A 19,291-nucleotide genomic window follows, 5' to 3' on the forward strand; every position below is an offset into this window, starting at 1 on the left:
CTATCTCGATCTTCGCTGAAGCCTTCTTCCTTATCCCATCAATATCCCTCGGGGACATGGGCATCGCGCTACGCGCGACCGCTTTTGTTTCTTCGGCGAAATGAGGTAGAGAAGCAGATTTCTCCGCTTCGCTACGAAATGACAAACAAAACAGTAGATCGAGCTCCGCTCGATAAATCACCCCAGCGAACAAGTTCGCTGGGGACCCCGATACTCCCACATAAGCTTCGCGTATGTGGGGCACCCGGACCTCACTCCCCCATGCATTGACGCTTCAACTTTTAACTTTCAACTTTTAACGCGAAGCTCGCTTCGCGAGCTTCGCTGCCAGTCCCATCATCACCACTGCCAGGCAGAGATAGATCACGGACGTCGCGCTGATACACGCTGAAAGGCCAAAGCGCTGCGCAGCCGCTGCGATTAGCACCGGGGCGAAGCCACCGCCCAGCCATCCCAGGCTGTTCATCACACCGGCGGCCACGCCGCGCTTCTCTACCGGCACGACGTCATACAGCGATGCCCAGATATTCGCGTCGTAGATGCCTTTGAAGAATCCAAAACCGGTCATGCTGACGATCAGCCCCAATACCGTGATCGACCATCCGGTAAGAAACAGAAACGGCACGCCGCACAGCAGACCGATCGCCTGCGTCAACTGACGTCCGCCTGCTCGCTTTGCTGCAAAGCGATCGGCAAGCCAGCCGCCCAGCAGCACACCCAGCACCGAGGCAGCCTGCAGATACGCCGTCGAGCTGAAGCCCGCATTGCTCAGGCTCATGTGGAACTTTTCCAGCAGGAACGTCGGCAGCCACGTCAGGAAGACGACTGCGACAAAGTTCGCCCCCATGAAGACCGCGATCATCAGCACGATGCGGCCGTTGCGCAACACCTCGCGCACTCCATGCGCAAAGTGCAGCAGCGGGTTCTCCCGCGGTTCATCGCCGGCAACACGCGGGGGCTGCCGCAGACAGAAGAGCAGCACCACCGCCAGCACCACACCTAGCGCGCCAAAGATGGTGAAGCTCGAGCGCCAGCCGTGCCGCTCAGCAATAAACGCCGACATCGCTCCACCGGCAATCGTGCCTGCGTACACGCTCGACTGGTGCAGTGCCATCGCCCGCGACCGTGTCGCCGCACCGTGATATGCCCCAATCAGCGCCATCGCCGCGGGAAAGTAAAAGGCCTCGCCCAGCCCGCCGAGCGTACGGAAGAAGACCAGGATGCCGTAGCTATGGCACAGCGCCGTTCCCGCCGTCACCACCGACCAGAAGGCCAACGCGCCCACAATCACCTTACGTGGCGAGACGCGATCACTCATCCATCCGGCCAACGGTCCGGCAAGCGCATACATCCACATGAAGCTCGAGCCCACAATGCCGAGCTGAATCGGAGTAAGCGCAAGCTCCTTACGCAATAGCGGAAAGACCGAAAAGATCGCCTGCCGGTCCGCATAGTTGAACAGGCAGACAAACCACAGCATGCCTACAAGCAGCCATGGATAGGCCTTGCCCGTGCCCGCCTCGATCTTCGTCACTACGCCTTTACACCACAGAGATGGACGTTTACCCCGAGTTCGGCAAACGCCGCGGCCTTTACTGCGAGCGCATGATCGGCTCCAGCAGCATCGTTCGCATACGCAATGCTGATGTGGTTGGCGCGATGCCGCGCCATGAAGCTGTCACGCGTAACGCCGTGCAGTACGGTATTCACAATAGGCCACTGATACGTGGTCTCGCGCCAGCGGCGTTCTGTCTCTTCATTCGGCAGTGCGACAACCGTGCCACGCCCAAGGTCCACGTGCAGCGCTCCACCCTCGACAAAGACGCGGCTCCACACAATCTCACCGGGCTTGCCGACGCCTTTCAACGACCCTCCACCGAGCGGGAAGTACATCGCCGGCTGCCGCTCACTTACTGAACCTGCATAGCCGCCGACAAAGTGACTGGCCGGAGCAGCGCCCGAGATCTGCAGCACCCACACGAACTGCTTTTCCCCATCGACCTCCAGTTCTTCACCCCAACGCACATCATGCAGCGTCGTCGAAGGATCAAGCCCAAGCTTCACCCAGCAGCGATTGGTCACCAGGGCATCCACACCCGCACCCTCGTCCACCTCGTTGAAGTGCGGCAGAGCCTTGCCCGCAAAGAGCTCCACACCGTTCTCATCGAAGACCGGAGGACGATCAGGGTTATTCAACAGGCCTTCCACCAGGTCCGATGCCGGGGTCGTGTCTTTAAGTCCCTGCTGATACTGAATACCGATGGCGTCGCAGCCGAACTCCGCCGCCATGCGTACGGCGGCTATATACATCTTCGCCTGCAGGAGGATCTGACGGTCGGTCAGCTCCGTCGCCTCATCCGCACCGGTAACGAAACGAAGACCGCGTGCGTCCAGCCAGGTACGCACTGCCGCAGCCTCCTCGTCGCTGACCGTGGTCATGCGAGCGGCAAGCGCACTCTGGCTCAACCGCTCTTTGAAGAACCCGCAGGGATTCAGCAGCTCGTCATCGATGATGGCGTTGTACATCCCCATGCAGCCTTCATCGAAAACACCGAAGATCGCCTTGCGATCGCGCAGCGCAGTAGCCACCTCGCGGCCCGCAGCCTTTGCTGACTCCGGAAGCTTGGCGATCTTCAGCGGCTCTACGTGCGACAGGTCATGTGTGACCGTCCCCGTCTCCAGCCACTGCTTCAGGCCATTCAGAAAGAAAGCATCGTCAAAACCGCGGCTCCACAGTGTCGAAAACTTCACGCCCGCCTTCACCAGCGATCCATTCAGATTCAACAGACCCACCAGGCCGGGCCACTGTCCGGACCAGTTGGCGATAGTCAACATCGGGCCTTTATGGAAGCGCATGCCAGGCAGCACATGATGCGTGTACTGCCACGCTGCAGTAGCGAAGATAAGTGGTACATCCTTCGGTATGGTGGCAAAGACATCCATGCCCATCCGCTGGCTGGAGAGAAAGCCATGCCCTGCTTTTTCATCCACAGGAAAGGCACGCCGCATCATTACCCCCATGGCCGCGAGCACCGAGGTCAGCTTCTCTTCCAGTTCCTTCTGCGCCGGCCAGCAGGCCTGGTTTGCCGAAAGCCGCAGATCTCCGCTTGTTACCAGAACAACTTCCTTCACCATCGCCATCACTCCTGAACCATCATGGCCGCGCGGTTCTCCGCAAACCACGCCAGCATCTCCTGCATCTGTTGCCTGCGCTCATCGCTGAGTGCAAAGGGGAACGTCGCCTGTGCCAGGCCGCGTGCTTCTCCGAAGACCTTCAGCCCCCAGGGCGTCGGCATCCGGTCAAGCTGCTGGATGAACATGCGCAGCCTTCCGTTGAGTGCATCCAGATCCACACCCCTGGTCTCCTCCAGACCGGAGGAGAAGATAGCTGTGATCAGCTCCGGCAACACGCACGATACGCCAGAGACCACTCCATCGGCCACCTTACCCTTCAGGGCCGGCGTCAGAGCGCCATCGTTGCCGATGATGCGGCATGCATCCGGCGCGCGCTTGCTCAGTAGAGAGATCGTATCCAGCGAACCGCTCGAGTCCTTGATACCGATAATGTTGCTGCACTGCTCGATCAGCGCCAGCGACGCCTCCGGTTGCAGACCGGAGGTAAACTGCGGCAGGTTGTAGAGCAGTATCGGTGTCTCCACGTTCTCGGTCACCTCGCGGCAGAAGGCAGTCAGGTCTCCCTGGCTATAGGGAAAGAAGTACGGCATTGGCAGCAACAGGGCCTGCGCACCGGCTTCATAAGCGATCTTTCCCAGGCGGATGGCGGCAGAGCTTCCAGCGGCCCCCACACCAGCAAGGAAGCTCCCTCGGCCCGCGATGGTGCCGGCCACGATCTCCATCAGCTCCGAGAACTCCGCTTCGGTCACCAGCGGAAACTCACCGGTCGCTCCATTGATGGCAAAACCCTTGACGCCTTTGCCCAGAAGAAATTCGATCCAACCCCGAAGCTGCCCTGCGTCAATCTTTCCTGCTGCATCGCGCGGCGTAAGCACCGCCGCATAGACCCCGGTCACCAGTTTTGCCATGTGGGCATGATAGAGGTAATGTCAACTATTTGTCGACAAATAAGGATTAAGCACAGTCTCTGACCGAAAAGCGCGGCTGGGGCAATGCTATTTCTTCACCCATACCGTACCTCTTCAACTTTCAACTTTTAACTTTCAACTTTTCTCATCCTCCCAAACTGGCCAGGTGCTGCTCCCTCTCCCAGTGGTCGAATTCTTCCAGCCGTTCCTGTGCGCTCGCCTGGATATGCTGCGACAGCAAACTGCGCGCCGCCTCCGGCTCGCCGTCAATCACGGCCTGCAGGATCTCTTTGTGGTGACGATGAATCCGCTCCAGTTCTTCCCGGCGATGACCGCTGCGCTGAATGCCGAAGATGCGGATCATCAGCCGCGTCTCATTTACCACCTTCAACAGGCGTTCATTAGCAGCCAATCGCAGCAGTAAGGTGTGAAACCCAAGATCACTCAACGCAAACCGGCGCATCTGCTCTTCGTCCAGCTCTTTCTGACCGGAGGACTTCAGCTCCTTCAGCAGCGCCTGCGTCTCGTCCAACAGCTCTTTCAGGCGGGCAATGTCGGTCGGACGAACTCCGTTCTGCGCCGCACGGCCCACGGCGAAGACCTCCAGCGCCTCACGCAGCTCGTAGAGCTCCGTAATGCCCTGCCGCGTCAGCCGCGTGACCACAATACCGCCACCGGGACTCAGCTCCAGCATGCCTTCCGCCAGAAGTTGCCCGGCGGCCTCACGTATCGGAGTACGGCTGCTACCAAGTTCCTTGGCCAGAGCAACCTCTGAGATCAGCTCGCCGGCCTTCAACTGACCGTTGCCGATCTTCTTCTGGATAAGCAGGTATGCCTTACGGCGTACGGAATCTTTCTTTCCCTTTTGCTGGTGGTGCGTGGTGGACCGTCTCGGCATGCAACAAGTCTAGGGCGTATCGGCGTATACGGATAGAGCATTTTCCCTGTAGGTGTAGTGTAGGGATTCCGCATCTATGGGCGTTTTCTGCAACGAAAACGCCGCTGCGCGCCCTTCCGGAATACCCGGCAACAGGGAAACGCTCTAGCCCATAATCGGGGTGCCGCAGGCGGGTCTTTTGTTTGTCATTTCGTAGCGACCAAAGGTCGCGGAGAAATCTGCTTCTCTCCCAGACTCACAACGGAGAAGCAGATTTCTCCGTTCCCTCCGGTCACTGCGAAATGACAAATAAAGCAATAGGCGAGGCAAATGTCTCCGCCTCGCCCATGCCGCACAATTCAACCATTCAACGATTCAACCATTCAACCGCCTCACTACTTCACCACCGGCAATTCCACCGCACTGCCGGCATAGATCCGCTGTGTCGCCTTCACATAGTCCTCAGGCTTTGCCCAGAAGATGTTCGGAACAAACTTCTGCGGATTGCGGTCGTAGAGCGGAAACCAGCTCGATTGCACCTGCACCATGATGCGGTGACCCGGCAGGAAGACATGATTTGCCGTCGGAAGCTCCCAGCGGTACTCAAGCGGCTTGTTCGCTTCAATCGGCTTGGCTGTCGCAAAACTCTCGCGATAACGGCCGCGGAAGATATCCATCGATACCGCGAGCTGATATCCACCCAGCTCCGGTTGATCTGCCATCTCATCGGGATAGACATCGATCAGCTTCACCACCCAGTCCGAATCCGTCCCTGACGTCGAAGCCAGAAGCTTCACCAGCGGCTGACCGCTGATCTTCAACGGCGCGGTTAGCGGCTGGCTGAGATAGCTCAGAACATCCGGCCTGCCGGAGGCCTCACGCTGATCGTCCACCAGCCAGTTCACCCAGGTCAGCGGAGGCGTATATCCAATGGGCTGGTTCGGACGCGCACGGAAGGGCACCGGCTTCGCCGGATCGGAGACGTACTCCTCGAACTCACCGGTCTTATTCGCCGGCGTGTTCCAGGTCGCTGCCAGTCCTTTACCGAGATACAGGTCTTTCTTCTCAATCGAGCAGCTTCCTTCACATCCCGCAGGCCAGCTCTTCAACTTGCGCCACTCGTTGGTGCCGGTCTCAAAGGCCGTCACCGGAGCCACGTCCATTGCAGGAGCGTCGTCTTTCAGATAGTGGTCGAGGAATGGCAGCAGCACCCTCCGCATGAAGTAGGTGCCGGTCGCGCTACCCCAGCGGATCGCGGCCATATTGCTGGACTCTTCAATCTCCTGCCCATGATGCCAGGGCCCCATCACCAGGAAGAGCTTGCCCTTGTTCGCCGGCTGCGCCGACAGCGCCTTGTACACCGCGATGCCGCCGTAGATATCTTCCTGGTCCCACAGGCTGTGCACCACCATCATTGGAACCGCCAGCGGCTCCTTGGCCAGCAGCTTGTCGACAGCCTGTTGCTGCCACCACTCGTCATACGCCGGATGGGCCAGGATATTCCGCCAGAAGCCGACCTGCTCCGCTCCATGACGCCGGCCCATCTCCCCGGCCGAGCCTGCCTTCATCCAGAAGTCGTACTCGTCGAAGGCATCTGACCACCACTTGTAATCGTTGGAGCGCGAGCCTTCCTGCTCATAGATATATGGAAGATTCTGTTGACGGAAGGCCCCGTTGTGGAACCAGTCATCGCCCATCCATCCGTCGACCATCGGGTTCATCGGCACCGTAACCTTCAACGCCGGATGCGGATGATAGGCCGCCATCAGGGGCTCGAAGCCGTCGTAACTGATGCCCAAAGTCCCAACACGTCCATTGCACTCTGGAATGTTTTTCACCAGCCAGTCAATCGTGTCGTAGGTATCGGTCGAATCGTCTACCGGCGTGGGATTCAGCGGCCCATGCACCGGGCGATTCATCACATAGTCGCCCTCGGAGCCATACTTACCGCGAATGTCCTGCACGACGCGGATATATCCGCCGCCCACGATCGTGTCGACGGCGTTGTCATACCCATATAGAGCCGCGCCCAGATGCGCGCTGGCACGGTTCGCCGTCAGGATGTTGGCGTTGTACGGCGTGCGCGTCATCAGGATGGGCGCTTTCTTCGCCGTTGTCGCGGACTTCGGCACCAGGATGACCGTATGCAGCTTCACGCCGTCGCGCATCGGAATCATCACCTCACGGCGCGCATAGTCGAAGCCCGTCTCGGTCGGCTTCAGCGTTGGCGGAGTCTCACTGGGATACTCGGGATACTTCGGCGTCTCCTGCGCAGCGCAGGACGCCACCATCGCGGCCAGAACAAGGACGTGCAATTTCACGAGGTGCCTCCGATATGTGTCGACTGCAACCACCATATCGCGAGGCATCACGAGAGCCTACGAATTTTTCAGGGATTGGCGATGACCAACTGCCGCAGCAGGCTCTCCACCAGATCTTCCGTGCCTTCACACACACCCGTTCGCACCGGACCAGTCTGGAGAATCGTACTGCGCGGCGAGGTAAGCCAATGGAACCTGGCCTTCAGTTCCATCTTCGCCAGCGGACCGGCAGATTCGTCACCGGCAGCGATCTTCTCGACAGCTTCCAGATGCAGGCGAATGGCGCCGAGATCGGCCTGCGGCCACAAAGCCTTCAGGCGCTCTTCATCCAGCATTGTCTTCGCCGCGAGATAACGTTTCTCCAGGCAGAGCACGATCACACCGGCGTTGATGAACTCCTCGCGCTCGACCCGGGGGACAATGCGGATGACGGCGTAATCAAATGAGGCGCGCACGTGTTGCCTCCTCTTCGAAGCGATCGGCATCTTCAAGCCGCTTCATCAGGAACTCCACATACGCGGCACGCTTGGCCTCGGGCGTCTCTGCGCCCTCCTCCGGCTCCAGCCACGCATCGGGCGCCAGAGCGAGAATACGCTCAAACTCGCCGCGATTAAGCCGCGCACGCGCCGTCTTCCCGGCAGCTTTTACATCGGCCGCCCACGACAACAACACATGATCGCGAATGGCGACGAAAGGGCTCGCTGCTTTCTCCATCATCGACATCCAGTCATGCTGCACATAGAGCGCCGCTCCATGATCGATGAACCACAGATTGCCGCCCCAGCACAGCAGATTCGGATTTCGCGGTGTGCGGTCGACATTCATCACAAACGCATCGAGCCACACCGCCATCGACGCAACCTCTGCCGTCGCACAGTCACCAGCCGCTACCTCAAACATCGTCGAGCCGGGCAGATAATCCATACCCAGATTGCGTCCGGTGGAGGCCTTCAACAGATCACGGATCTCCTCATCGGGATAGTTGCGTCCCAGCGCCGCATCGATCTCGACAAAGACCAGCTCCGGCACACGCAGGCCGACGGTTCGCGCAATCTCACCAGCAACAATCTCAGCCAGCAGCGCCTTGACGCCTTGCCCGGCTCCACGGAACTTGACGACATACATGCCATCGTCATCGGCCTCCACAATTGCAGGCAGACTTCCGCCCTCCCGCAAGGGCACGGCATAGCGGGTCGCGAGCACTTCACGCAACGGCATGTCTAGATCGACTTCTCTTTCTCAGGTTGCGTGAGCGTCTTGATCAACACGCGCAATGTGTTATTGATAGCCGTAGAATCGCGAGAAACCCAGGATACATTCGGTTTCAGGAGCACCAGATTCGTTCCCAGTGCGCCTCGAACCGCATACTTGCCGCGTATTCCCTTACCGAAATCGTATTCTCGACGCATGGTGTAACTAAACAACGCAGCTCGTAAGCTTAGGACGGTTGGGTTATAGAGCGGGCCTTCAGCCCTTCGTTTGTCACTGCCTAAAACCTGGGGCGTTGCCCCAGGCTGGTATAGAGCGCACCTTTGGTGCTCTAGTTATTGCGGCCACTGGCTTTGTCATCCTGAGCAACGCGAAGGACCTGCTTCTCTACCCACACATCCTACCCGGGTGCCGCCTGGGTATTCCCAACGAATTTTGTCCGTTGGGAATACCGAAACACCCGAATCTTCCCTACACCTTGCTGAAGAGCTCGTCCCGCGGATCCTCCGGATTCAGCTTCGCGAGCTCGCGCAGGATCTCCTTCGAGCGCTCATCCTGCACCTTCGGTACCGCAATCTTGACCTCGACGATCTGGTCGCCGCGCGTCCCCTCGTGTGTAGCTGACGGCACACCCTTTTCCCGCAGCCGCAGCTTCTGCCCTGTCTGCGTGCCCGGCGGAATCTTCAAATGCGCCCGGCCATCGATCGTGGGCACTTCCACCTTCGCCCCCAGCGCGGCCTCAGTGACGGTGACTGGAACCGTGACAAAGATGTCGTCCGCGACACGCGAGAAGACCGGGTTTTCCCCGACCTTGATGATCAGATACAGATCGCCCGCCGGCCCGCCATGCAGTCCGGCATTGCCCTTGCCTGCCAGACGGATGCGTTGTCCATCACGCGTGCCGGCCTTGATGCGGAACTCCACAGGCTCGCGCTTCAGTACAACGCCCTGCCCGTGGCAGGTGACACAATCGTTCTGCACCTTACCGGTTCCACCGCAACGCGGGCACTGCAGATTGAACTTCATACGGCCGCCCATCTGCGTTACCTGGCCGCTGCCGTGGCACTCCGGGCAGGTCATGCTGCCACCCGTGGTGGAGCGTCCGTGACACGTCGGGCAGACCTCCTGACGCTGAATCTCAAGCCGCGTCGTTCCACCACGAATCGCGGTCCAGAAATCGACCGTCACCTGGTACTCGATATCCGTGCCGGGCTGCGGCCCCTCGTCGCGGTCACGGCCGCCATTGAAGATGCCGCCGAAGATGTCGCGGAAGCTGCCCCAACCGCTCGATTCACTCTCCTGTGGCTGCTGCTGACGCCCACCGCCACCCGTGAAACCTGAGAAGTCAAAGCCCCCGAAATCGAATGGAACGCCCTGACCACCGGCGCCACGTGCGCCGGCGCCTGCTCCGCCGCGGGCATACGCTTCGGCGGCGGCAGGATCGATATTGTCGGAGTAGAAGCCAAGTTGGTCATAGACCTTGCGCTTCTTCGCGTCGGAGAGGATATCGTTCGCCTCCGAGATCTCCTTGAACTTCTCCTCGGCCTTCTTATCCCCGGGATTCACGTCGGGGTGATACTTACGCGCAAGCTTACGGAAGGCCTTGCGAATCTCGTCCGCCGTCGCCGTCTTCTTCACGCCAAGTGCGCCGTAGTAATCCTTTTGCTGCGTCGTTGCCATAATCCGTTTTCCTTAAACTTACTCCGCCTGGCACGTCGGGCACCAATACAAACTGCGCCCAGCCATCTCCTGCCGCTGCACCTTCGTACCGCACACCCAGCAGGGCTTGCCGTGGCGCCGGTAGACGTAGTGCACCTCCGGTTTCAACGGCTTCCCTTCACCGTGCGGACGATCCTTCGGCAGGGTCGTGACAATCCTTCTGTCCACCATACCTGCCTTAAGCAGCGGAATGGAATCGTTCCACATCGCCTCAACTGTTGTCTTTGGCACATCTTTGCCGGCAAGAAAGGGCGACAACCGCGCCCGGTACAACAACTCCGCGCGATAGATATTTCCGATGCCCGAAAGCACCGACTGGTCCATCAACAGCGCCGCAATCTGCGTCTTCGACCGCGCAATCTTCGCAAACGCCGGCTCGGGATCGTCCCCGTTCAACGCATCAGGCCCTAACCGACCCAGCAGCTTCTTCCACTGCTCGCGGTCATAAAGCGAACAATCCGAGGGGCCACGCAGCTCGATCCAGTCCACATCCGCAGGCTCCAGCGAGGTCGATCCGTCATCCTCGGAGTACCACCCATGCCGCGTCGTACTCGCCTCTCCGTTGTCATCCTGAGCGGAGCGCGGCGAAGCCGAAGAACCCGCTTTCTTTGCACACTGTCTGGATAACCTCACCCGCAATGCGCCCTTCACCGGCAGCAACTCGCCGACACCTTCCGTCCAGTCACCGTAACGACCGAGATGCACATGCAGAATCGCATCCGGCCCGAACTCATAGCCGAGATGCTTACCCACTGCATGAATCTTTTTCAGTGTCTTGCCATCGATAGCATCGGCATCAGCAAAGCGTCCGCCGGGAGCTTCAACATGAAGCTTCTTCCCGACGAACGCTTTGGTGTGTCTCTCCGCCCAACGGTGAATCTCATTTCCTTCAGGCATGAATCTCCGCTTTACCTCGCAGATGCGCTCTTAGTTCCACACATGCTCTAACGGCATCGGCTCAATCCGGAAGATCACATCCGGAGCTACCTCGGAGAACTTACGAACGAACTCACGCGCCTGGTCTTCCGTCTCAAACATGTTCTGCTGGTGCATCTTGCCGCCTACAAACTGTTCGCATTTCCAGATCATCGTGTTCATATCGTTACCTCTCCTCCCACCTGCTGTTTCTATAAACCCCAAATCCTGCTCTTCGTTTCTGCCGTCAGATACACCGCGGGCGCTCTGAATCAAACTTCAAGAGCGCCCGCGTATGCTTCTCAGCGAGAAGCAGTTGTTACTTCTGATCGACGTCTACGTACTCGGCGTCGATCACGCCCTCATCCTTCTTCGGCTGCTCGGTCGTTCCGGTAGCAGCTGCTCCACCGTCCGTAGGAGTGCCCGATGCATTGGCCTTGTACATGGCCTCCGCCAGCTTATGGCTCGCCGCCGTCAGCTTCTCGTGCGCCGCCTTCAGATCGCTGACCGAAGGTGTTCCAACCAGCGTCTGCTTCGCATCAGACAGAGCGGATTCGACCTCGCTCTTGTCCGCGGCCTGCACCTTCTCGCCACTCTCCTTCAACATCTTCTCGATGTTGTAGACCAGCGAGTCGAGCTGGTTGCGGGCCTCGATCTCCTCGCGCTTGCCCTTGTCTTCCGCGGCATTCGCCTCGGCTTCCTTGGCCATGCGCTCCACCTCGTCCTTGCTCAGGCCCGACGAGCTGGTGATGGTGATCTTCGCGTCCTTACCAGTGGCATTGTCCTTCGCCGTCACGTTCAGAATGCCGTTGGCATCGATGTCGAAGGTGACCTCGATCTGCGGCACGCCGCGCGGAGCCGGCATGATGCCGCCCAGCTTGAACTTGCCCAGCGTGCGGTTCTGGCTCGCCAGAGGACGCTCGCCCTGCGTGATGTGCACCTCCACCTCGGTCTGGTTATCCGCCGCCGTCGAGAAGGTCTCACTCTTCTTCGTCGGAATGGTGGTGTTACGCGGAATCATCGGAGTAGCCACGCCGCCCTGCGTCTCGATCGCCAGCGTTAGCGGCGTTACATCGAGCAGCAGAAGATCCTTCACATCACCGGTCAACACACCGCCCTGGATAGCAGCACCGATGGCAACCACCTCATCCGGGTTCACACCCTTATGCGGCTCCTTGCCGAAGAGATCCTTCACCAGCTGCTGCATGCGCGGCATACGCGTCTGTCCACCGACAAGAACCACCTCGTCGATCTTGCTGGCATCGACGCCCGCATCGGCCAGCGCCTGCTTGCAGGGGCCAACCGAACGCTGCAACAGATCCTCAACCAGCGACTCAAACTTGGCACGGGTCAGCTTCTTCACCAGGTGCTTCGGTCCGGTCGCATCCGCCGTGATGAAGGGCAGATTGATCTCCGTCTCCATGGTGGTGGAGAGCTCGATCTTCGCCTTCTCGGCCGCGTCCTTCAAGCGCTGCAGGGCCATCTCATTGCCCTTGGCGCCCAGATCCATGCCCTCGTCCTGCTTGAACTCGGCAATCAGCCAGTCCACGATGCGCTGATCAAGGTTGTCACCGCCCAGGTGCGTATCACCATTGGTCGACTTCACCTCAATGACGCCCTCGCCCACTTCCAGGATCGAGATATCGAAGGTACCGCCGCCGAAGTCATATACGGCGATGGTCTCGTCCTTCTTCTTGTCCAGTCCATAGGCCAGCGCAGCCGCCGTCGGCTCGTTGACGATACGCTTCACATCCAGACCGGCGATCCGGCCGGCATCTTTGGTCGCCTGGCGCTGGGCGTCATTGAAGTACGCCGGAACCGTGATGACGGCCTCCGTGACCGACTGGCCCAGGTAGTCTTCCGCAGCCTTCTTCAGCTTCTGCAGGATCATCGCGCTGATCTCGGGCGCGGTGTACTCCTTGCCCTGCGCCTCAACCACCACGTTGTCGCCCTTGGCGACAACCTTGTAGGGCACCATCTTCTGCTCTTCCGAAATCTCGTTCGGACGACGGCCCATAAAGCGCTTGATGGAATAAATCGTGTTCTGCGGATTCGTGATCGCCTGCCGCTTGGCCACCTGGCCCACCAGACGCTCGCCGCTCTTAGTAAAGGCGACAATGGACGGCGTCGTACGGCCGCCCTCTTCATTCGGAATCACCTTCGGCTCGCCACCTTCCATCACAGCGACGCACGAGTTGGTAGTACCGAGGTCAATCCCAATAATCTTGCCCATAAGCCTGCTCCTAAACCCTCTGAAATCCGTCCCGAAGGACGCAAACCCAATCCCTCGACAGTCTCTATTCTGAACATTGAGTGAGTTACTGTCAACTTATCTGATGCGCCACCATTCGCCCAGGTTTCACCCTCTTTTTCCTTTCTTTCCCGCTCGAACCGAAGGATACTTCTGCCCTTGGAGGCTCAATGCTGCGAACGGTTTGCCTCACTCTTCTTTCTGCCACCCTTCTTGCCCAACAGCCCGCCACCGCCCCGCAGGACGCCACGCCCAAGGCCCCTGTCAGGCCGCCGGACGGCGGCACCTCCGAAGTACTGGAGAGCATCTACATCCCCCCAAAGCCGGGCGCTCCCTTCTCCTTGACCCTCAATACGGAATGGGTGCGGAGCTATGCCGACGGCAATACCACCACCGTGACCAACCACCGGTTCATCGCCCGCGACGCCCAGGGGAGGATCTTCGAGGAGCGCCGCCTTCTAGGCCCGGTTGGCAGCCGCGGCAACTCCTACCTCTCCTGGTGGCAGCACGGCGACCCGGCCGCGCATGTCTTCTACAACTGCCATCCCTACAAGAAAGTCTGCTACATGCTGCCCTACAACGACCCGGTCGACGTCGACCCCACCTTCGACCCGGGTGTACAGAGCTTCCCGGCTGGTTCTACGACGCGCGAGGACCTGGGCCGCCGGTTCATCCTCGGAATCGATACCCACGGGGTTCGCGTGACCACCACCCTAAAACCAGGGGTTCTGGGGAACTCGCAGCCCTGGGTTATCACCCGGGAGTACTGGTACTCCGAGCAGCTCGGCATCAACCTGCTCTCCATTCGCAACGATCCGCGCTCCGGCCACCAGACCTTCACGGTTGCCGAGATCAGCACAGCGCCGCCGGACCCCAAACTCTTCGATCTTCCTGAAGGATTCCCGATCATCGACCAGCGGGCACCCAGCCAAAAGTAAGCGAGGCGTACGTCTACACACACCCTCGCCCAAGCCGCCCCGGACCAACTGGCAACTGCTTTTTAAGCTGCTATCGAAGCCTCGGGATGTCCCTGCGGCAGGATCAGGTTCCCGTCGCCATCTATCTCATTTGACTCCACATAGAAGTGGGTCAGATTCGCGACGCCGAAGGTCGTCGTGATCGCTACATCGGTCGCATCGCGGCCTGTCGCCATCAACACACGACCGATGCGCGGATGATTGTGACGCGCATCCATCGTCCACCAGCGGCCGTCGAGAAAGACCTCGTACCAAGCAGAAAAATCCCCCGCTCCGGCGTAGGGCGAACGAATGTCGCCGAGGTAGCCGGCAACATACCGTGCCGGAATATTCATGGCCCGCGTCAGCGTAATCGCCAGGTGCTGAAAGTCACGGCATACACCGACACGCTCCGTGAACAGATCGAGCGCGGTCTTGGTGGGCCGCGCCGAGTTGTAATCGAAGCTCACATGATCGTGTACCCAGTCACGAATGGTTACTGCCAGCAGCCATCCCTTAGGAACACTCCCGAAAAGATCGCTGGCAAGACCGCACATCCGGTCTACCTCGCAGTAGCGGCTGGCAAGCAGGAAGGGCAGCACTGCTGCCGGAAGATCCCGCACCTCGGCCTGTTGGGCGTCTATCTTCATGAGATCGGGCATGCCATCGATCTCCACCACATTCGATCCGCTCAACCTCACCGCCCCAGCGGGCAGATGCACCCGTGAGCAGCGATTACCGTAGCTGTCCTGATACTTCTCCGTCACCAGCCGCGACATCTGCCCACCATCAACATGTTCCACGACAAGCGGTGTCACCTCACGCGCAAGAGCATCGACCGACGGATGCAGGTCCAACATGGCGAGCATCGTTATCGGAGCAGGCAGCTGGAACTGAATATCGAATTCAGAGCGAATGAGCATAGATTCACCACGGGCTTTCCTGGAGTGAGATGCCGAAATGCCATCGGACCGCTGTCTGCGGCCCTTATGCCACAGCCATTGCAACCCTAAATGCCTGCATACCAGGCATATCCGCCCTCCGGCGAAGACGATCCCAGTCCCTTACCGAAGTGCTTCATCGAGTCGGTTACGGTGATAGAGTCGACAAACTTCAGGCTCTTATAGCCAAGTTGCCGTGGCAGACGAAGACGCAGTGGTCCACCGAATCTGACAGGCAGATCGTCATCGTTCATGCCATAAGTAAGCAGTGTCTGCGGATGCATCGCATCGGCCATGTCGATACTCTCCCACCAATCGCGGTCGATGGAACGATAGATAACGTAGCGAGCCTGAGTCAGCATGCCGGCAGCGTGCAGTACCTCGAAGAGCGGCGTACCGATCCACTCCGCGATGTACGACCAGCCCTCCTCACACGCCAGTTCCGTAACCTGGCTGCGTATTGGCAGCGCCTTGAGATCTGCAAGCGAGAGCGATGCCGGGTGCGCCACCATGCCGTCGATCGTCAGCTTCCACTCCTTGAATCCGGCAGACTGATGGCGTTTGAACTCGTCTTTGAGTGGCGGTATCTCATTCGCGAACGGAGCCTTCGAGATCATGTTGCGAGAGAACTCACGCGCCGTCGAGTGAGCGGTCAGCAACCGTTGCGTCGCGTAGGTCAGCGTCTCTCCCGGACCATAGATACCACCGCTGTCAGGAGGCACCAGGCCATATCTCCGCGCCAGCCGCGCCGCTACTCCTGCAGCAGAAACACCGGCGCCTGCAGCTACAGCCGCCACAATCATCCTTCGCCGCGTCATGCTCATAGCTGCTCCTCCTTCACGACACCGGTCACCATCGCCCGTGTCCGGCTCCAGAAACCCGCCAGCGTCACCATCACGACGTGCACAACAAAGAACAAGACCAGCGCAACGGTCGCGAAGAAGTGCAGTGTGCGAGCTGACTGCCGTCCACCGAGAGCCTCCACTGCCCAGGGAGCAACAGAGGCAACCGCAGGCGACAACGCCAGACCAGTCCAGATCAGAAGTGGCAGCAGACCGAAGATCACGCCTAGATAGGCCGCGCGTTGCACGGCGTTATAAGCGCCACTCTCTTTCACCGGAGCGCGGTGAAGATATCTGCCCAGCACCGCAGCGTATGCCTTCCAGTTACGCTGCTCACGTGCCGGCAGTAGATCACGGCGAAGATGGCCGTTCCAGAGACTCGCCAGCACATAGACGATGCCAGTCAGAATAATCAGCCATGCGGCCTCAAAGTGCAGATAGCGGCTCCATCCATTCTGATCCGGCAGCACGGCGTATCCCGTGGGCACCATAGCGCGAGACGATGGCACATGCAGCGTGAACAACGGATGCATATTCACATTGCCTGTCTCTCCCCAGTAAAACCGTGGATGCGAGAGAAGAATCTCAACACCGGTCACCAGCAGCGCTAGAAAACAAAACACCGTGATCCAGTGCGTCACACGCACGACGGCGGAGTGCCGCGATCTCTCGGTAGCAGGCGCTGCAACGGTAGTTGGCACGACGGGAGCATAGCACGGAGTCACCCTCGTCCCGCCACAAGAAATCAGCCAATTTCAGAGTGCAACAGCAATGCTGCGACCAGCTATGCTGCATCTATGATCCGCACGATCGCCATCCAGGGATACCGCTCGATTCGCGATCTCGTTCTTCCCCTGGGGCAGCTCAGTGTCGTCACCGGAGCCAATGGCAGCGGAAAGTCCAATATCTACCGTTCGTTACACCTGCTCGCCGATGCGGCGCAGAACTCTGTGGTTGGTTCGCTGGCGCGTGAGGGCGGACTGCCCTCCACCTTCTGGGCCGGTCCTGAGACCATTGCCCGCAGCGTGCGGCAGGGAGAGCATGCAGTGCAGGCCCTGGCGAAACGGAGCGTCGCCAGCCTGAAGCTCGGCTTCGGCAGCGATCTCTACGGATACAGCATCGACCTCGGATATCCGCCACCTTCCAGGACCATGTTTGGACTGGATCCGCATATCAAGCGGGAGTGCATCTGGAACGGCGCCATCTATCGGAAGGCCTCCGCCATGGTCGACCGTCGCAACAACTACGTCTGGTTCTCCACCACACGTGACGAAGAGCCAGTGATGCTGACCCAGCACCTTGCCGACACTGACAGCATGCTGGCAACGATTCCCGATCCCCAACGTGCACCGGAGATGCTCGCTGTCCGCGAATCGATCCGCAAGTGGCGATTCTACGATCACTTCCGCACCGATGCGGACTCACCTGTTCGTGCGGCACAGATCGGCACGTTTTCTCCGATTCTGCATCATGACGGAAGCAACCTCGCGGCTGCACTTGAGACCATTATCGAACTTCGCTCCGACGAGGAATTGGCACGTACCGTTGACGATGCGTTCCCCGGAAGCGGCCTACACGTCGAGAACACCGATGGCCGATTCAGCATCTGCCTGCGGCAGCATGGGCTGCTACGCTCACTCTCTGCCGCGGAACTCTCCGACGGAACCCTTCGCTATCTACTGCTGACGGCTGCCCTGCTAACTCCGCGGCCGCCGGAGCTTCTGGTCCTCAACGAACCAGAGACGAGCCTCCATCCAGACCTGCTACCGGCGCTGGCAAGGCTGATCCGCGCCGCTGCAAAGAACACGCAAATCATCGTCGTTTCGCACGCTCCAGTACTTATCGAAAATATCCTCGCCGAACCCGGTTGTGCCCACCTGCACCTGATCAAATCATTCGGAGAGACGACGCTCGAATCGGCCACGCTCTTCAATACACCAAAGTGGGCCTGGCCCGCACGATAGTTCTAGTAGAAGATCTGATCATTATCCAAAAGCAACGACCGCGACCGGCTGCGCTTCCGGATCCTCTTTCGCTGCCCGAAGCAGCCACCAGCCCACCACATAACCGACAATCGCCAGGGGCAGAGAGATCTGCAATGGCGTCCCTATATCCGGCAGGTAGCTCACGATCAGATGAATCGCCAGGAACCCCCACGCCTTCGCACCGCTCTTGAAGATCGGCGGCACGCATGCCGGAACGGCAAGCATAAAGAGCGGCCAGGCATAGCCGAACAACCGCGGCACCGCTGTTCCCAGCATCGGCGCCAGCAAAAACGAAATTACGCCGTAAATTAAGCAGAAGCGCAGAAAAAGGCTTTCACGCCACAATGAACGCCACGTACGGATAGGAAAAAAGAAAAGCAGGAGCAACGGGAAAAGCCCAAAGCGTGTGAGGCCATCAAAAAGTGTCGTCAAGGGCAAAGAAAGCACCCACTCGCAGACACCAAAGACTTTGATGGGACCGAATGGCAAATGTATCTGCCATGCCGGTGTACATATGTTCATTCCTGCTGTCCACGGATAAGCTCCAATAACATTCTTAAAAAAATTCCAGGGAATCTTGCCCAGAACATAGAGCGAACCCGGAACGTGTTGCTGGTTCGCCAGAGCGTTCGCGCTCAGCCGGCTCGTAATGAAGGAACCTGCAAAGGTCGCAACAAAAGCAAGTACACGCTCGATTACACGCAGACGTTTCCAGGCAGCTAACAGCAGACATAACAGCACCAGAAGAGTGGACTCCCGCGAGAGCGAAAGCGGAAACAGCATAAGCATCGCCGCCAGCGTCTGACGATTCGCTAAAGCGTAGAGCATGATCCCCAACAGCGCTGCATACCAGAGATCAGGAAGCGCGAGCCCCCGGACCAGATCAGCCCAGAAGAAACAACCGCCAGTAGCAATTAGAATCCACACCGGTGTTCCCGAGCGCAACAGAAGACCACCAACGATCGTCAGTACGACGACGATCGAAGCAACCCCGAGAGCAATAAAAATCGAATAAACAGAAAAGCCCGTCAGATGCGAAAGGCCACGAACGACCAAAGGCTGCAGTTGACGCGTGGCAAAGGGCTGCATGACACGCTCAACATGACCTTCGGCGAGAGCGATGTACCACTCTACATCAGAGATCGCAAAGAAACTGCTGCCCCGATATCCCCTAACGAGCGCCAGTAACGAAGAAAATACAACGAAGATCGCCAGTTGCAGGAGCTGAATGG

The 19,291-nt window shown here is 59.1% G+C and carries 17 protein-coding genes; 2 read left to right on the forward strand and 15 right to left on the reverse strand.

The features are described from left to right. Nucleotides 1-295 precede the first annotated feature (295 nt). From FTW19_RS24560 to dnaK, 11 genes are all read right to left on the reverse strand, one after another. Nucleotides 296-1,534 carry an MFS transporter gene (locus tag FTW19_RS24560; protein ID WP_246153478.1) on the reverse strand — a complete coding sequence of 413 codons (1,239 nt, stop codon included), beginning with the start codon at nucleotides 1,532-1,534 and terminating at the stop codon, nucleotides 296-298. Then, nucleotides 1,534-3,135 carry a fucose isomerase gene (locus FTW19_RS24565; protein ID WP_147650188.1) on the reverse strand — a complete coding sequence of 534 codons (1,602 nt, stop codon included), beginning with the start codon at nucleotides 3,133-3,135 and terminating at the stop codon, nucleotides 1,534-1,536. The genes FTW19_RS24560 and FTW19_RS24565 overlap by 1 nt, the downstream gene beginning before the upstream one ends. Before the next feature lie 5 nt (nucleotides 3,136-3,140). Next, a complete protein-coding gene (locus FTW19_RS24570) occupies nucleotides 3,141-4,043 on the reverse strand; it encodes a dihydrodipicolinate synthase family protein (RefSeq protein WP_147650189.1) in 903 nt (300 codons plus the stop codon). A 145-nt stretch (nucleotides 4,044-4,188) separates the two neighbouring features. After that, nucleotides 4,189-4,941, reverse strand: coding sequence for a GntR family transcriptional regulator (locus tag FTW19_RS24575; RefSeq protein ID WP_147650190.1), 753 nt, complete (start codon nucleotides 4,939-4,941; stop codon nucleotides 4,189-4,191). 374 nt (nucleotides 4,942-5,315) lie between these two features. Next, on the reverse strand, nucleotides 5,316-7,241 hold the full coding sequence (locus FTW19_RS24580) for a CocE/NonD family hydrolase (RefSeq protein ID WP_246153479.1): 1,926 nt from the start codon (nucleotides 7,239-7,241) through the stop codon (nucleotides 5,316-5,318). Between the two features lie 68 nt (nucleotides 7,242-7,309). After that, nucleotides 7,310-7,696, reverse strand: a complete 387-nt coding sequence (locus FTW19_RS24585; RefSeq protein ID WP_246153480.1) for a DUF3037 domain-containing protein — start codon at nucleotides 7,694-7,696, stop codon at nucleotides 7,310-7,312. Then, the gene (locus FTW19_RS24590; protein WP_147650192.1) at nucleotides 7,680-8,459 is read right to left on the reverse strand and encodes a HipA family kinase; all 780 of its coding nucleotides are present in this window, start codon (nucleotides 8,457-8,459) and stop codon (nucleotides 7,680-7,682) included. The genes FTW19_RS24585 and FTW19_RS24590 overlap by 17 nt, the downstream gene beginning before the upstream one ends. 462 nt (nucleotides 8,460-8,921) lie before the next feature. After that, nucleotides 8,922-10,130, reverse strand: coding sequence for a DnaJ C-terminal domain-containing protein (locus FTW19_RS24600; RefSeq protein ID WP_147650194.1), 1,209 nt, complete (start codon nucleotides 10,128-10,130; stop codon nucleotides 8,922-8,924). A gap of 18 nt (nucleotides 10,131-10,148) precedes the next feature. Next, entirely contained in the window at nucleotides 10,149-11,066 is a 918-nt protein-coding gene (locus tag FTW19_RS24605; protein ID WP_147650195.1) for an Fpg/Nei family DNA glycosylase, read from the reverse strand. A gap of 30 nt (nucleotides 11,067-11,096) precedes the next feature. Further along, nucleotides 11,097-11,267, reverse strand: a complete 171-nt coding sequence (locus FTW19_RS25965; RefSeq protein ID WP_187143160.1) for a hypothetical protein — start codon at nucleotides 11,265-11,267, stop codon at nucleotides 11,097-11,099. 136 nt (nucleotides 11,268-11,403) lie between these two features. After that, on the reverse strand, nucleotides 11,404-13,317 hold the full coding sequence (dnaK, locus tag FTW19_RS24610; RefSeq protein ID WP_147650196.1) for a molecular chaperone DnaK: 1,914 nt from the start codon (nucleotides 13,315-13,317) through the stop codon (nucleotides 11,404-11,406). A gap of 188 nt (nucleotides 13,318-13,505) precedes the next feature. Between dnaK and FTW19_RS24615 the strand changes: the two genes are divergently transcribed. Next, nucleotides 13,506-14,273, forward strand: a complete 768-nt coding sequence (locus FTW19_RS24615; protein ID WP_147650197.1) for a hypothetical protein — start codon at nucleotides 13,506-13,508, stop codon at nucleotides 14,271-14,273. Nucleotides 14,274-14,335: 62 nt separating this feature from the next. On the opposite strand, the gene FTW19_RS24620 is transcribed toward FTW19_RS24615, so the two are convergent. The 3 genes from FTW19_RS24620 to FTW19_RS24630 all read right to left on the reverse strand — a co-directional run bounded on the left by FTW19_RS24620 (nucleotide 14,336) and on the right by FTW19_RS24630 (nucleotide 16,799). Further along, nucleotides 14,336-15,214 carry a transglutaminase-like domain-containing protein gene (locus FTW19_RS24620; RefSeq protein ID WP_147650198.1) on the reverse strand — a complete coding sequence of 293 codons (879 nt, stop codon included), beginning with the start codon at nucleotides 15,212-15,214 and terminating at the stop codon, nucleotides 14,336-14,338. 86 nt (nucleotides 15,215-15,300) lie between these two features. Continuing rightward, a complete protein-coding gene (locus FTW19_RS24625) occupies nucleotides 15,301-16,050 on the reverse strand; it encodes a molybdopterin-dependent oxidoreductase (RefSeq protein WP_246153481.1) in 750 nt (249 codons plus the stop codon). A 2-nt stretch (nucleotides 16,051-16,052) separates the two neighbouring features. Further along, nucleotides 16,053-16,799 carry a cytochrome b/b6 domain-containing protein gene (locus FTW19_RS24630; RefSeq protein ID WP_246153482.1) on the reverse strand — a complete coding sequence of 249 codons (747 nt, stop codon included), beginning with the start codon at nucleotides 16,797-16,799 and terminating at the stop codon, nucleotides 16,053-16,055. 72 nt (nucleotides 16,800-16,871) lie between these two features. On the opposite strand from FTW19_RS24630, the gene FTW19_RS24635 reads away from it, so the two are divergent. Continuing rightward, a complete protein-coding gene (locus FTW19_RS24635; protein WP_147650200.1) occupies nucleotides 16,872-18,038 on the forward strand; it encodes an AAA family ATPase in 1,167 nt (388 codons plus the stop codon). A 21-nt stretch (nucleotides 18,039-18,059) separates the two neighbouring features. On the opposite strand, the gene FTW19_RS24640 is transcribed toward FTW19_RS24635, so the two are convergent. Beyond that, nucleotides 18,060-19,148, reverse strand: coding sequence for a hypothetical protein (locus tag FTW19_RS24640; protein ID WP_147650201.1), 1,089 nt, complete (start codon nucleotides 19,146-19,148; stop codon nucleotides 18,060-18,062). Nucleotides 19,149-19,291 lie beyond the last annotated feature (143 nt).

The sequence above is a fragment of the Terriglobus albidus genome (assembly GCF_008000815.1).
Lineage (GTDB): Bacteria > Acidobacteriota > Terriglobia > Terriglobales > Acidobacteriaceae > Terriglobus > Terriglobus albidus_A.